The 13,752-nt window shown below is 36.8% G+C and carries 14 protein-coding genes and 1 other annotated feature; of the genes, 8 read left to right on the forward strand and 6 right to left on the reverse strand.

Translation table 11 applies throughout. The features are described from left to right. The first annotated feature begins 70 nt into the window (after positions 1-70). From thrC to EJN90_RS01615, 4 genes are all read left to right on the forward strand, one after another. Positions 71-1,558 carry a threonine synthase gene (gene thrC / locus EJN90_RS01600; protein WP_126108559.1) on the forward strand — a complete coding sequence of 496 codons (1,488 nt, stop codon included), beginning with the start codon at positions 71-73 and terminating at the stop codon, positions 1,556-1,558. 91 nt (positions 1,559-1,649) lie between these two features. Beyond that, complete coding sequence (locus EJN90_RS01605) at positions 1,650-3,044, forward strand: L-cystine transporter (protein ID WP_126108560.1); 1,395 nt, start codon at positions 1,650-1,652, stop codon at positions 3,042-3,044. 87 nt (positions 3,045-3,131) lie between these two features. Further along, a complete protein-coding gene (locus tag EJN90_RS01610) occupies positions 3,132-4,436 on the forward strand; it encodes a hydroxymethylglutaryl-CoA reductase, degradative (RefSeq protein WP_126108561.1) in 1,305 nt (434 codons plus the stop codon). Between the two features lie 13 nt (positions 4,437-4,449). Then, positions 4,450-5,001 carry a DUF3267 domain-containing protein gene (locus EJN90_RS01615; RefSeq protein ID WP_126108562.1) on the forward strand — a complete coding sequence of 184 codons (552 nt, stop codon included), beginning with the start codon at positions 4,450-4,452 and terminating at the stop codon, positions 4,999-5,001. 123 nt (positions 5,002-5,124) lie between these two features. On the opposite strand, the gene EJN90_RS01620 is transcribed toward EJN90_RS01615, so the two are convergent. Together EJN90_RS01620 and EJN90_RS01625 are read right to left on the reverse strand one after the other, a co-directional pair. Beyond that, positions 5,125-5,379, reverse strand: coding sequence for a hypothetical protein (locus EJN90_RS01620; RefSeq protein WP_126108563.1), 255 nt, complete (start codon positions 5,377-5,379; stop codon positions 5,125-5,127). A 275-nt stretch (positions 5,380-5,654) separates the two neighbouring features. Continuing rightward, on the reverse strand, positions 5,655-6,821 hold the full coding sequence (locus EJN90_RS01625) for a hydroxymethylglutaryl-CoA synthase (RefSeq protein WP_126108564.1): 1,167 nt from the start codon (positions 6,819-6,821) through the stop codon (positions 5,655-5,657). Between the two features lie 170 nt (positions 6,822-6,991). Between EJN90_RS01625 and EJN90_RS01630 the strand changes: the two genes are divergently transcribed. After that, the gene (locus EJN90_RS01630; RefSeq protein ID WP_126108565.1) at positions 6,992-7,435 is read left to right on the forward strand and encodes a YaiI/YqxD family protein; all 444 of its coding nucleotides are present in this window, start codon (positions 6,992-6,994) and stop codon (positions 7,433-7,435) included. Positions 7,436-7,488: 53 nt separating this feature from the next. Here the strand turns inward: EJN90_RS01630 and EJN90_RS01635 are convergent, their stop codons facing one another. After that, positions 7,489-8,868, reverse strand: a complete 1,380-nt coding sequence (locus tag EJN90_RS01635; RefSeq protein ID WP_126108566.1) for a uracil-xanthine permease family protein — start codon at positions 8,866-8,868, stop codon at positions 7,489-7,491. A 254-nt stretch (positions 8,869-9,122) separates the two neighbouring features. Between EJN90_RS01635 and EJN90_RS01640 the strand changes: the two genes are divergently transcribed. The 3 genes from EJN90_RS01640 (at position 9,123) to EJN90_RS01650 (ending at position 11,094) form a co-directional block, all read left to right on the forward strand. Then, positions 9,123-9,449, forward strand: a complete 327-nt coding sequence (locus EJN90_RS01640) for a PadR family transcriptional regulator (RefSeq protein ID WP_126108567.1) — start codon at positions 9,123-9,125, stop codon at positions 9,447-9,449. A 20-nt stretch (positions 9,450-9,469) separates the two neighbouring features. Continuing rightward, the gene (locus EJN90_RS01645) at positions 9,470-10,447 is read left to right on the forward strand and encodes a permease prefix domain 1-containing protein (RefSeq protein WP_126108568.1); all 978 of its coding nucleotides are present in this window, start codon (positions 9,470-9,472) and stop codon (positions 10,445-10,447) included. 95 nt (positions 10,448-10,542) lie between these two features. Then, positions 10,543-11,094: a TIGR01440 family protein gene (locus EJN90_RS01650; RefSeq protein WP_126108569.1), complete on the forward strand. Its 552-nt coding sequence runs from the start codon at positions 10,543-10,545 to the stop codon at positions 11,092-11,094. Positions 11,095-11,168: 74 nt separating this feature from the next. On the opposite strand, the gene EJN90_RS01655 is transcribed toward EJN90_RS01650, so the two are convergent. The 3 genes from EJN90_RS01655 to EJN90_RS01665 are packed head-to-tail and all read right to left on the reverse strand — an operon-like array spanning position 11,169 to position 13,419. Beyond that, entirely contained in the window at positions 11,169-12,023 is an 855-nt protein-coding gene (locus EJN90_RS01655) for a transporter substrate-binding domain-containing protein (protein ID WP_164543967.1), read from the reverse strand. A gap of 30 nt (positions 12,024-12,053) precedes the next feature. Then, the gene (locus EJN90_RS01660) at positions 12,054-12,776 is read right to left on the reverse strand and encodes an amino acid ABC transporter ATP-binding protein (RefSeq protein WP_126108571.1); all 723 of its coding nucleotides are present in this window, start codon (positions 12,774-12,776) and stop codon (positions 12,054-12,056) included. Then, on the reverse strand, positions 12,769-13,419 hold the full coding sequence (locus EJN90_RS01665; RefSeq protein WP_126108572.1) for an amino acid ABC transporter permease: 651 nt from the start codon (positions 13,417-13,419) through the stop codon (positions 12,769-12,771). The genes EJN90_RS01660 and EJN90_RS01665 overlap by 8 nt, the downstream gene beginning before the upstream one ends. A 68-nt stretch (positions 13,420-13,487) precedes the next feature. Then, positions 13,488-13,716, reverse strand: a binding site (T-box leader). Positions 13,717-13,752 lie beyond the last annotated feature (36 nt).

The raw sequence follows: 13,752 nt of genomic DNA on the forward strand, positions 1-13,752 counted from the left end.
CAATTGAGTTTTCTCTTGGGGTGTGGCATACTTTCATTAGAAAATCCTCATTTTACAAAGGAGTTATCATATGAATATTACCTATCACAGCACTAGAAATGATCAATTATCTTATACTGCTTCACAAGCTATCTTATCAGGGATTGCACCAGATGGAGGATTATTTGTTCCTTCTTCCATTCCGACTCTGCCAATCACTCTGGAAGAACTTTCAAGTAAAACTTACCAAGAAATTGCTTTTGTTGTTATGAAAGAATTCTTAAGTGATTTTTCTGATGAAGAAATTAAGCAAAGTATTCAAGTTTACAATGAAAAGTTTGATACACCTGCTGTCACCCCTCTTGTTAAAGCAGGTGATTTTCATTATTTAGAATTATTTCACGGCCCAACAATTGCTTTCAAAGATATGGCGCTGTCGATTCTTCCACAACTAATGACAATCTCTACAAAGAAAAATAATATTAAAGAGGATATTGTTATTTTGACAGCAACAAGTGGCGATACTGGAAAAGCTGCTCTTGTCGGTTTTTCAGAAGTGCCGCATACAAAAATTATTGTTTTCTATCCTAAAAATGGTGTCAGTGAAATTCAAGAGAAGCAGATGCTTACTCAAAAAGGCAACAACGTTCATGTAGTATCAATCGAAGGTAATTTCGATGACGCTCAAACGCAAGTGAAACAACTTTTTGCAGATGAAAAGTTAAGAGCAGAACTAGAAGAAAACCAGTTACGCTTTTCCTCCGCAAATTCAATCAATATTGGCCGTCTGATTCCGCAGATTATCTATTACGTTTATTCTTACGCCCAATTGATCAAAGACAATACGATTAAAGCTGGTGAATCGATCAATGTAGCTGTTCCTACTGGGAATTTTGGAAATATATTAGCCGCATATTATGCGAAAGAAATGGGCATTCCGATAAACAAACTGATTGTGGCTTCGAATGAAAACAATGTTTTAACAGATTTCTTTACTTCTGGTACTTATGATCGTAACCGTGATTTTATTTTAACGTCTTCCCCCTCCATGGATATTCTGGTTTCCAGTAATTTAGAGAGATTACTTTATCACCTTTCTGGAAATGATACAAAACTGGTGGCTGGGTATATGAATTCCTTATCGCAAGAAGGGATTTACAAAATAACAGCGGATATGCTGACAAAAGCAAGCGATTTTTACGCAAATTTTGCGTCTGAAAAAGACGTAAAGGACCAAATTCAACGTACAAATGAAGAAGCTGGATACATCATTGATCCACATACTGCTGTCGCAGCATTTGTTGCGAATCAATACAAGGAAGCAACGGATGATCAAACCGAAATCGTCATTGCTTCAACTGCAAGTCCTTATAAGTTCCCGTTGGCAGTACTTGAAGCAGCAGTGGCCAACTTTTCAAATGATTCATTGGAAGCTTCCTTGCAGCAATTAAAAGAATTAACCGGGGTTCCTTTCCCCAACGCAGTTAACGAAGCACTTCACGATCCGATTCTTCATGATACGACAGTGAAAGTTAGTGAAATGAAGGAAATTGTCAAAAAGAAACTTGGACTTCAATAATTTATGATATTGAGAGCAGAAAAGTAGAAACAAATGTGAAATTTCTTTATACTGACGGAAGAGTTAAAAAATCTTTAAAAGGAGGTTTATAATGAATACGGTCATTATTATTGGAATATTAGTAATCTTTGTCGCATTCTTATTTCTACTGCATCGTATGGCTTCTAAATATGTCAAGTTTTCAACTCGCGTATTTACTGCTCTAGCAATTGGTCTTGTATTTGGAATCGTCATTCAGTTACTTTTTGAAGCGGATAGTGAAATCACCACCGTTACAATGGACTGGATGAATATAGTGGGATCTGGTTATGTTCGATTCTTGCAAATGTTAATTATGCCATTGATTTTTGTTTCCGTTGTAGGAGCTTTTACAAAAATTGAGCAAACCAAAGATTTAGGTAAAATTAGTTTTTCAGTTCTCATCACTTTATTAGGAACAACAGCCATTGCAGCTTTTATCGGCTGGGCAGCAGTCATGATTTTTAATTTGGATGGTGCACAATTTGTTGAAGGAGCTGCAGAGGCAGCACGAATTGAAGCCCTTGCGGAAAGACAACAGCAGGTAATGGATTTGACTATCCCTGGACAAATTCTTAACTTTATCCCTTCCAATGTTTTTGAAGACTTTGCTGGATTAAGAAGTACTTCTACCATCTCAGTAGTAATCTTCTCTTCATTTGTTGGTGTCGCTTATATGGGTATTAAAAGAAAAGATGTGGAGAATGCCGTAACTTTTAAAAAGGGATTGGACGCGATTCAATCAATTATCATGAGAATCGTAACACTGGTTCTTCGTCTGACTCCATTTGGTATTCTAGCTTTGACAACGAGAATGACGGCTACTTCAAGTTTCCAAGCGATTCTTAATTTAGGAATATTTGTGCTTGCGTCCTATGCTGCATTGTTTGTTGTATTAATTGTTCATAGCTTAATTCTACTTACACAAAAAGTCAGCCCGATTGCGTACTTCAAAAAAGCTTTTCCGGTTTTAAGTTTTGCATTCACGGCTCGCTCTAGTGCCGGTGCATTGCCATTAAACATTAAAACACAAACAGAAGCACTTGGTGTAGATTCAGCATCAGCAAACTTCTCTGCAAGTTTTGGAGTATCGATCGGTCAAAATGGTTGTGCAGGTGTTTATCCTGCCATGTTAGCAACTATTATTGCTCCATCTGTTGGCATCGATGTAACAAGCGTTGGGTTCATTCTATCTTTAATTGCCATTGTTACAATTGGTTCATTTGGAGTTGCGGGCGTTGGTGGCGGCGCTACCTTTGCAGCATTAATTGTTCTAGGAGCACTTAACTTGCCAATCGCTATTGTCGGATTAGTTATTTCTGTAGAACCGGTTATTGATATGATGCGGACAATGGTCAACGTGAATGATTCCATGTTAGCCGGAGTCGTTTCCTCAAGAGTAATTGGGCAATTCGATGATTCTATCATTTCAAATCCAGAAGCTGTCGTTGAAAACGAAGGTATGTAATAAATTACTAAACCAGCCAAGTAATAATTGGCTGGTTTTTTTCACCTTTATACCATATTATGATAGATGTAAGAGAGGAAGTTGTTCATGACATTTAAAAATTTAAATGAATTATCAAAATTTTATAAGAAAAAGCGCTCAGAGAGAATTACTTCATTAGAAAAATCAGGCTTTTTAAAAAATGATTGGAAAGAGTCTCTAGAAAATAACCTTCATCTTTCAGAAGAAATAGCGGACAGTATGATTGAAAATCAAATTGGAACTTATCAACTGCCTTATGGATTAGCTTTAAACTTCTTGATTGATGGTGAAGATTTTGCTGTTCCTATGGCGACAGAGGAGCCTTCTGTAATTGCTGCTGCAAGTTCTGCCGCGAAGCTTTTTAGAGAATATGGCGGCTTTCAAACAGCTGTGACGGAACGCATGATGATCGGCCAAGCAATTATCACCAATGTCCCTGATCCTGAAAAAGCAATTGCCTTATTGGAAGAAAATGAAATTGATATCATTCAAAAAGCAAATCAAGCTCACCCTTCTATTGTAAAACGTGGTGGAGGCGCAGAATCGATCCGAATTCGTGAAATTGAAGCAGACCAAGAATATCAAACACCTCATTTTCTGATTGTTCATCTTCAAATTGAGACCCTTGAAGCAATGGGAGCAAATATCATTAATACGATGATGGAAGCAATCCTGCCCTTTCTAGAAGAACTCACAAAAGGAAAAGCCCTAATGGGGATCTTATCCAATTATGCTACTGAATGCCTTGCAACCGCCAGCTGTCGCATCCCTTGTGAAGCTTTAAAAAAGGGTTCTTTATCAGGCGAAGATGTACGCGATTTAATTGTGTTAGCTTCAAAAGCAGCCACAATAGATCCTTACCGAGCAGTTACACATAATAAAGGGATTATGAACGGCGTTGATGCAGTCGTTCTTGCAAGTGGTAACGATTGGCGTGCAATGGAAGCTGGAGCACATGCTTATGCTTCTCGCAGTGGGCAATATCGTGCTCTTTCAAGTTGGCAAGCAGCAAGTAATGGAGATTTAGTCGGCGAATTGACTCTGCCGCTTCCAGTAGGAACGGTTGGTGGTTCTATCTCCTTCCATCCTGGTGCAAAAATGACGCACCATTTATTGGATAATCCTGATGCTGAAAAATTAGAATCTATTATTGTAGCAGTTGGGCTGGCTCAAAACTTCTCGGCTATTCGAGCTTTAGTAACGGAAGGTATTCAAAAAGGGCATATGTCTTTACATGCGAGATCTCTTGCGATTAGTGCTGGTGCTCAAGGGGATGAAATAGAGAAAACATCTCAGTTGCTAAAAGAAAGTAAACATATGAATTTAGCACAAGCGAATGATTTATTAAATGAAATTAGAAAGAAACAATAAAGGGGGCTATCAAATGGAATTAATTGAAAGTCTTAATCTGTTAGAAAATAAAAAAGTTATATTTTGGTTGAATATCATAAGTATTCCATTGATCGTTCTATTTTTTGCAATTTTTACTTTTATTTCGTTAATTGTAGATGCACCTGCTCAAGAAACACATGTATTCAATTTATCGACAACTTTGCTAAGTCTCGTTGCCTTCTTCATACTTATTATCATTCACGAAGTCATTCACGGAATATTCTTTAAACTTTTTAATCCAGAGGCAAAAGTAAAATATGGATTCAAGAACGGCATGGCTTATGCTACCAGCCCAAATTCCTTTTATACGAAGGGGAAATTTGTATGGATTTGTTTAGCGCCATTTATAGTTATTACTTTTATTTTATTTTTTCTACTCTATTTTGGAATCATTACCCCTCCTAGTTTTGCTCTCATTGCTTCACTTCACGCAGCAGCTTGTGTAGGAGATTTCTACTGGGTTTACCTGATTATTCGATTAGAAAAAGGCGCTTATGTTGAAGATACAGAAGTTGGCATCAGTTTTTATAGAAAAGCGCAGTAAAAAACTAAAAATAAAGATATTCGAATCTTGAATTCCATTTGAAAATATCTTTCTCCCAATCAAAACCACCAGTTCACACTGGTGGTTTTGATTGGTTTCTAGCCTTTCGAGCCTAATGACTCGCTATTCGTCTTTTTGTTCTACCTCTGCCTCAAATGCATAAATCCGGTCCATTTCTTCCTTTTTTAAAATGTGATCAAGACCGAGGTGCACTGCCATATGATCCGCCGCTTGTCCAGAAACATTGTCATAAGCATTCAATAGAATTTCGATAACTTCTTCCTCTCGAAACTCTCTCCCTAAAGCCCGTTCTAATTTCGACAAAATCGCAGTACTTCGTTGTTGCTCTTTTTTCAAAACTAGCTCACGTATATTCATAAAACTTCCTCCTAGTTTATTTTTCTTCAGCATAACACTTGTGATAGCGATTGCAAGAAATGTGCTGTAGGAACTATTATTTTTTATAGTTTGAGAATGATTTCATTCAACCTATCCTCTCTAACTTTCTAAAACTACGCTTACTGAAGCTAGAGTTTCGACAATTTGTCATTCCAAAAAGAAATTTCTTTTAAAGCAGCAACACCATAAATGATCGAGCTAAAAAACGAGAAAAATAGGATGACAATCCTAAATTTCTCGTTTTTATGGTTCATTTATTTTACGATATAATATCGCTTATGTTCTTTTATGCCTGCAAGACAAATCTTGGAAGGATCTTCATTGGTGGCAATGACAACTTCACTGCCGTCTTGAGGTAGTTGTTGTGAGAAAACTCTTTCGTATTCTCCTACACTTATTTCTTTTCTTGACGAAAAAGTTTGCTGGTTGCTCTCAATTAATAATTGATCTTCGTAGTTTTCTTCTAAAATACCTGTGAAGAATTCCCCTACTGCTCCGGAACCATAACTAAACAAAGCAATTCGATCCCCAGGCTGCAACTGTGCTTGGTTCTCCAATAAGGATAACAAGCTCAAATACAAGGAACCTGTATAAATATTCCCTACATTACGACTGTAAAGCGTACTTGCTTGGAACCGTTCTTTGAGAATCGTTTGTTTTTCTTCTGATGTTTCTCCAAGGATTTCTCTTAGTGCTTTCAGACCCATTTTTGTATAAGGTAAGTGGAAGCAAAATGCATCGATATCTTCCATTCTATAATCTGTCTTTTCTTTGAAAAGATTCCATGTTTCCAAGAAAAATGAAATGTATTGTTCATTTGAGTATTTTCCGTCCACCATCGCATACTCTGAATAAGTAGGACGCCAAAAATCCATAATATCTTTAGATAAATAAGCAGAGTCAGACTCTAAGCTCAACAAACGAGGATTTGCGCTGATTAAAAGTGCCACCGCTCCTGCTCCTTGAGTAACTTCTCCACCTGTTGCTAATCCATAGCGGGCTACATCTGTCGCAATAACCAGTGCTTTACGATCCGGATTCAAGGCAACATGTCCTTTCGCCATCTGGATCCCAGCTGTTGCGCCATAGCATGCATGTTTAATCTCCATTGAGCGAGCATTTGGCTGAATCCCCAATAAGTTATGAACATAGACTGCCGTTGATTTTGAAGCATCAAAACCACTCTCAGTTCCTACAATCACTAAGTCAATCGTTTCTAAATCATCTTTATCTAAAATTTGAAGAGCTGCATTTGCTGCCATCGAAACGATATCTTGGCTAAGCGGACTGACAGCCATTTGACTTTGACCGATACCGATTATATATTTTTCAGGCTCGTCTCCACGAGCATGTGCTAATTCATTCATATCTACATATATGGGAGGGGTATAGAAACCAATTTTATCAATTCCGATTTTCATAACTTTCTCCTTTATTGATTCATTTACAAAACCTTTGTTGTTTACATTAGTAATAGTATGTTGTTTCAAAAGATAAAACAAGAATTTCTTTTAAAACTTAACGATATTTTACGATTCGAAAGCTTTCTCCTTCATTTTTTGATAGACTGGATAGAGAGAGGATGATGACTATGAAAATTATTATTGATGGAGATGCTTCTCCTGTAAAACAAATTGTTTTTAAAGAATCGGAAAAAAGAGCCCTTCCTGTTACCTTAGTTGCTAGTTTTGCTCATTTTTCAAATAAAATGCTACCTAAAAATGTTGAAACCATCTATGTCGATTCAGCTAAGGAAGCTGCTGATTATCGTATCATGCAGCTTGCTGATAAGGGAGATATTCTCATTACTCAAGATTATGGTCTTGCATCCTTAGCTTTAGGAAAAGGATGCATTGTTTTACATCACAAAGGGTTCCAATACACGAGCGCTAATATCGATCAGTTACTTGAATCACGTTACCTAAGCGCCCAAATAAGAAAAAGCGGCAAGCGAACGAAAGGACCAAAACCATTTACCATTGAAGATTCTGAGAAATTTCAGCAGTTGCTTATTCACTTTTTAGATCCAAAATAAAATGCTCTTCTTCTGCTGCCAGCAGGGTTGAAGAGCATTTTTTCTTTAACTGATTAAGCTGTTTGTTCTACTACTTCTTTTTCTTTTAAAATAATATTCATTAATAGAGCAACAATTGTTCCGGCAGAAATTCCTGAAGAGAACAGTCCACTCAAGAACGTTGGCAAGCCTGCAGTTACTTCCGGACGGAAAGAAACACCTAAGCCAACTGCCAATGAAGCAGCAACAATAATCATATTACGATTATTGAACTTCACTCGTGATAAAGACTGAATCCCAGCCGCAGCAACGTTACCAAACATCAACAGTCCTGCACCGCCTAAAACAGGCATTGGCATGATTGAAACCAAAGTGGCAAACTTAGGGAACAAGCTCATCAAAATCATAATGAAGCCCGCAGCAATGGCAACTTTTCTAGAAGCATTTTTTGTCATTGGAATCAAGCCAGCATTTTGGCTGAATGTAGCTGCAGGACCAGAACCTAGAATTGGACCGATAAATGATCCTACGCCATCTGCACGAACACCAGCAGCGATGTCTTCATCTTTCAATTCAGTCTTTGTCACTTGCCCCAATGTTTGCATAACCCCTACTGTTTCAATAACAGTTACTAAATAACCTGTTACAAACGGCAATGCATATTCCAGTTTGAATGATATCCCATATTTAAAAATTTGTGGAAACGCAAACCATGCAGCATCTGTTACTTGTTGAAAATCAACCATGCCTAGCGGAATACACACAATGTATCCTACAACTGCTCCGATTAAAACAGATAAGGGAGCAACTTTTTTACCAGCATAATGATTCACAACGGCAATAATCAAAAACACAAAAACAGCAATTCCGATATTCAAAGGAGAACCATAATTAGCAGCTCCTACACCGCCTGCAGCCCAATCCATTGCTACAGACATCAGTGTCATCCCCATTAGAGAAATAACCGATCCAGTTACAACAGGTGGAAAATATTTCATCAAAGGTTTAATAAAATAGCTCATGATAATCTCTAATAACGATGCTAACATAGTACCGCCAAAGTATGCAGCGATGCCGCCTGTAGCAATGACAGAAGCTGCAGGTCCAACAAAAGCAAAGTCCGTTCCCATGATAGTTGGCAAGCCGCCGCCAACACGAAATCCTTTTGGACCAATACCTTTTGATTGGATAATTGAAACAATACCTGATACCAAAAGGCCCGCACTCACAAGATAAGCAGTGTCTGCAACACCAAATCCTGCCATACCTGCAATCACTAAAGGAACAGCTACCAAACCACCAAAGGCCGTAATAACATTTTGAAAACCGAGAACACTTGTAGTGATCAAATCAGGGCTGTCTTCAACCCCATATAATAATTCATCTTCATTCGATAAAATTTCTTCCTGTTCATCTTTCAGTATTCCCACTCTTTTTTCAAGCTTGCTCTCCATCATTTCCTCCTATTTACGAACATTCCGTATTTTTATTTTTGTGTTTTATGCTTTTAAGTTATTTAAACCTATTATAAGTCTTATTTCCAAAAAGTAAACAGCTTATACACGAACAATTCATTTTTTTCATTAGTTTCTTCTCATTAAAGCGATTACTATTAGTATAATAACTTATATCTTTTTACTTTACCTGTCGTAGTAATCATGCTATAGTAAAGTTACTACGACAGATGAAGTAAAAAAGAGGTGAGGAGATGATCAGTAGTGATGTCATGAGAGGTTTCAATGATTTATTAATTTTATCTATTTTGAGTAAAAACGATTCTTATGGCTATCAAATTTCGAGCACGATTAAAGAGATTTCTCAAGGAACTTATATCATGAAGGAAACCACTCTTTATTCTGCTTTTGCCCGTTTAGAAAAAAAAGAACTCATTCACTCGTATGCTTCAACAGAAACATTCGGCAAACCGAGAACTTATTATAGAATTACCGCTTTGGGAAATGCTGTATATAGAGAAAAGATTGCAGAATGGCAAGAAACAAAACAATTAATCGAAAATTTTATTACACAGGAGTAACACTTAAAGGAGGAGTCATTATGGATACCATTTTTAATTATGTTGAATCAGTTTTTATAAACCTTCCCAGAACATCTGAAATGGAACAATTAAAAGCTGACATGCTGCATAATATGGAAGATAAATACCAAGATTTAAAAGGCCAAGGCGTAAGCGAAAATGAAGCGATAGGAACAGTCTTATCAGAATTTGGGAACATAGATGAAATTGTTGAAGAGTATCGGTTAAGCAAAAATGAAGAAACAATCGATCCTGACACTATACAATTAGATAATTCAGAAGTCGAAGCATTTATGTTGCACCGAAATCAATATGCATTTGGCATCTCGCTAGGTACATTTATGTGTATTATTTCTGTACCACTTCTATTTCTGACGATGCAAATTTTCAATTCTCTTTTTCCATCCTTACAAGATGATATCGGCAATATATTAGGAGTGGTTATTTTGCTCATTACCGTTGCCATTGCAGTAGCTCTTTTTATTATCTTTGGTATGAGAGAGACAAATTTTCCATATAAAAATAAATTATTAGAAGTGGATCCTTACTTCTACTCACAAATCAAACAGGAATATCAGTTATTTAAACCGCGCTTCACCTACGCCATTGCGGCTGGGGTTGTACTCTGTATTCTTGGCCCTGTTTTTTTATTGCTATCTCTCATTCTTCTTGGAGAAGACAATTTTTTAGGAGTAGCTTTATTAATGAGTTTTATTGCAACAGGTGTTTTTCTTTTTGTTTTCTTTGGAATACAAAAAGATACTTATGAAAAAGTACTAAGCATGGGTGAACATACCCGAATCCACATGAAAACGAACAAAATAACAGAAACTGTTTCCTCTATTGTTTTCCCACTGGCTACCCTTTACTTTCTTTATCAAGGGTTTATTCATAACAACTGGGATTCTGCTTGGGTAGTCTTTCCAATCGTTGGAATTGGTTTTGGGATCTTTGCAGCAATCACAGAGGCGATTGGTAATATTCGCGAAAAAAAATAAAAAGCCTGAAGGAATGACAAAAGCTAATTTTTGTAAGATAATAGACAGAGATGGTGAATTGTCTGATTCGTTTTATTTTATAAAGGAGTTTTAAAATGTTAGAAGAAATAAGAATCCAAGTTGAAAATGCAATTCGTGAATTAATTGCAGTAGCAAAATTAGAAGATGGAGATATTGTAGTACTTGGTTGTTCATCAAGCGAAGTCATTAGTGAAAAAATTGGCACCGCTGGCAGCAAGGAAGTTGGGGAAGTTATCTTTGATACTGCAAACAAAGTATTGCGTCAACATCAACTTGTTTTAGCGGCCCAATGCTGTGAACATTTAAACCGTGCTCTAGTGATTGACAAAAAAATTGCGAAAGCTGAACGCTATCCAATTGTTAATGCGGTTCCTCATCTTGATGCAGGCGGAAGTTTTGCAACTGCTGCGTACAAGGGATTTGAACATCCTGTACTTGTCGAAGAAGTTCAAGCAAAAGCTGGACTTGATATTGGTCAAACCTTTATCGGTATGCACATGGTTCCAGTAGTTGTTCCCGTTCGCCTATCAGTGAATAAAATCGGCGGCGCAATCCTTTCAGCAGCACGCACTCGTCCTAAATCCATCGGCGGCGAGCGTGCACGATATGATGAGCGACTTAAATAAAACACAAAAAAGTAGCTGGTTTATCAGCTACTTTTTTGTATTTTATATAAAGGAAAAGAATTTATTTCCTTTTCTTATTCTTCTGTTGTATTTTCTTCCATTAATTGTACATTGTCTAGAATGAGTTGATCTACTGCTCCTGATTCTTGTAATTCGTTTAAAATACCATTAACCGTTTCAAGAAAATCTTCATTTCCTTTTTGAACAGCAATTGCAGCTTCATTTGGTTCACTTTCAATATCAAAATCTGCAATCACTAGGTTGTCATTTTGTTTTGCATACTGATTAGCAACTGTTTCAACCATTAAGATTGCATCTACTTTTCCAGTATTTAATGAAAGGATCGCAGTTCCCCATTTACCAACCGATTGTAAATAAGCATCAGCATACTCTTCTTTCAAGAAATCTTCTTGAATGGTTGATTTTTGTGTTGCCCATTTTGCATCACTTAATGATTCTGGTGATGTGAATTTTTCAGCATCCTCTTCTCTAATCAAAACAACGTCTTGAGTTGAAATATAGATATCTGTAAAATCAACGCTTTCTTCTCTTTTTGGAGTTGGATTCATGCCTGCAATAACTAAATCAACTTTCCCCGTAGATAGTGCTGGGATCAACCCATCGAAGTCCATATCTTTTACTTCTAAATCAACGCCTAGTTCGTCTGCAATTGCTTTAGCAATATCAATATCAAAACCAACAATCTCATCTTTTCCATCTTTTACCAAGTGCCATTCATAAGGCGGATAATCTGCAGTCGTTGCAATAATTAGTTTTCCTCTTTCTTGAATATCAGCCAGCTTATCAGAAGTTGATTCTTCACCGCTTATTGCTGAAGAATCGGTAGCCGAATTAGTATCTGCCCCGCAGGCTGCTAACATTGCAATACTTACCAAACCTACTAAACCTTTTACCCAATTTTTTTTCATCTTATTTCCTCCCATTTTCCCCATTTTATTTTATAAAACTTTTGATAAGAAGTTCTTTGTTCGTTCATTTTGCGGCTGATCAAAGATTTGCTTTGGTGTGCCTTTTTCAACAATCACACCTTCATCCATGAAAAGAATTCGATCGCCCACTTCTCTAGCAAATCCCATTTCATGAGTAACAACTACCATCGTCATACCATTCACGGCAAGATTACGCATAACTTGCAGCACTTCTCCTACCATCTCTGGATCAAGCGCAGAAGTCGGTTCATCAAATAACATCATTTCTGGTTGCATAGCCAGTGCCCTCGCAATAGCGATTCTTTGCTTTTGACCGCCTGACAAAGAATTTGGATAGGCATCAGCCTTATCGAGAAGGCCCATGCTTTGTAATAAATCAGTCGCAATTTTTTTTGCTTCTTCTTGTGATGTCTTCTTTATTTGAATCGGACCGATAGTAATGTTTTCTAATACAGTTAAATGCGGGAATAAATTAAAATTCTGGAAAACCATTCCCATTTTCGTACGTATTTCGTCAATATTAACCCCTTTTTTATTAATTATTTGATTATTGAATAGTACTTCTCCCGATGTTGGTATTTCTAGCAAATTTAAACAGCGTAGAAATGTACTTTTACCAGATCCAGAAGGCCCAATTACGACGACTACTTCTCCATCTTTAATTTCTTCGTCAATTCCTTTTAGTACTTCTTTCTCTCCAAATGATTTGGTTAATTTTGTTGTTTTAATCACTTTGCTTTAACCTTCTTTCAAATAATTCTACTAGTTTACTGGCAAATGTTGTTAATACGAAATAGAAGGCTGCTGCAACAACATATGGCATGAATGGCATATAAGTGGCTCCAGCAACTACTTGCGCATTAAACATTAAATCGCGCATCCCTACTACGGAAATAATTGCTGACTCTTTCATTAGTGTAACAAATTCATTTCCTAAAGCTGGCAAGATATTCTTCAATGCTTGCGGATAAATAATCTGTCGCATTGCCAAATTATGATTCATACCAATCGAGCGTGCTGCTTCCATTTGTCCTTTGTCCACTGCTTGAATACCTGCGCGGATTATTTCAGCGATGTAGGCTGCTGAATTTAAAGCGATCGTAATGACGCCTGACATAAAGTCGGGCAACTCAATATTAATCACATACAATCCATAATAAATAATAAATAATTGTACGAGTAATGGTGTTCCTCGAACCACTTGGATATATGCTTTGGCAGGCATACTAAGGAGTGGGTTTTTTGACATTTTCATTATTGCCAATAATGACCCTAGAAGAACCCCCAATATAATTGCTATAAAAGATAACGCGATTGTATAAGCTGTACCTCGAAAATAAAGCGGCAAATATGTCTGAAAAAAATCCATCGACATGATATAAAACTCCTTTTTTATTAAATATAAATACAAAAAAACCGTCTCTCACATATATGTACATACATGCAAGAGACGGATCAAAGTTAAATTGAGTCCGCGGTACCACTCTAGTTGACATGTTCAAAGACACATCCACCTCATTATAGTAACGCCTGATTTGCGGAAAAAGCTACTGATTGTTCACTTTTTCATCGATAAAGTGCGGTTCAATTAGAGTTTTCTGATAGGCTTCCACTCTGCCCCATCTCGCTTTAAGAAATGATTCTAATCTACTCTCTTTATCATAGATTGTTTTTTATTTAGTTTTAAATATGAATGTATTTTAGTGAA

It is taken from the genome of Jeotgalibaca ciconiae (genome assembly GCF_003955755.1).
GTDB lineage: Bacteria > Bacillota > Bacilli > Lactobacillales > Aerococcaceae > Jeotgalibaca > Jeotgalibaca ciconiae.

Bases quoted from the DNA above. Each gene is read 5' to 3' on its own strand.
- EJN90_RS01610 (WP_126108561.1), top strand. From the start codon at position 3,132: ATGACATTTAAAAATTTAAATGAATTATCAAAATTTTATAAGAAAAAG.
- thrC (WP_126108559.1), top strand. From the start codon at position 71: ATGAATATTACCTATCACAGCACTAGAAATGATCAATTATCTTATACT.
- EJN90_RS01630 (WP_126108565.1), top strand. From the start codon at position 6,992: ATGAAAATTATTATTGATGGAGATGCTTCTCCTGTAAAACAAATTGTT.
- EJN90_RS01635 (WP_126108566.1), bottom strand. From the start codon at position 8,868: ATGGAGAGCAAGCTTGAAAAAAGAGTGGGAATACTGAAAGATGAACAG.
- EJN90_RS01605 (WP_126108560.1), top strand. From the start codon at position 1,650: ATGAATACGGTCATTATTATTGGAATATTAGTAATCTTTGTCGCATTC.
- EJN90_RS01650 (WP_126108569.1), top strand. From the start codon at position 10,543: ATGTTAGAAGAAATAAGAATCCAAGTTGAAAATGCAATTCGTGAATTA.
- EJN90_RS01640 (WP_126108567.1), top strand. From the start codon at position 9,123: ATGATCAGTAGTGATGTCATGAGAGGTTTCAATGATTTATTAATTTTA.
- EJN90_RS01620 (WP_126108563.1), bottom strand. From the start codon at position 5,379: ATGAATATACGTGAGCTAGTTTTGAAAAAAGAGCAACAACGAAGTACT.
- EJN90_RS01655 (WP_164543967.1), bottom strand. From the start codon at position 12,023: ATGAAAAAAAATTGGGTAAAAGGTTTAGTAGGTTTGGTAAGTATTGCA.
- EJN90_RS01625 (WP_126108564.1), bottom strand. From the start codon at position 6,821: ATGAAAATCGGAATTGATAAAATTGGTTTCTATACCCCTCCCATATAT.
- EJN90_RS01665 (WP_126108572.1), bottom strand. From the start codon at position 13,419: ATGTCGATGGATTTTTTTCAGACATATTTGCCGCTTTATTTTCGAGGT.
- EJN90_RS01645 (WP_126108568.1), top strand. From the start codon at position 9,470: ATGGATACCATTTTTAATTATGTTGAATCAGTTTTTATAAACCTTCCC.
- EJN90_RS01615 (WP_126108562.1), top strand. From the start codon at position 4,450: ATGGAATTAATTGAAAGTCTTAATCTGTTAGAAAATAAAAAAGTTATA.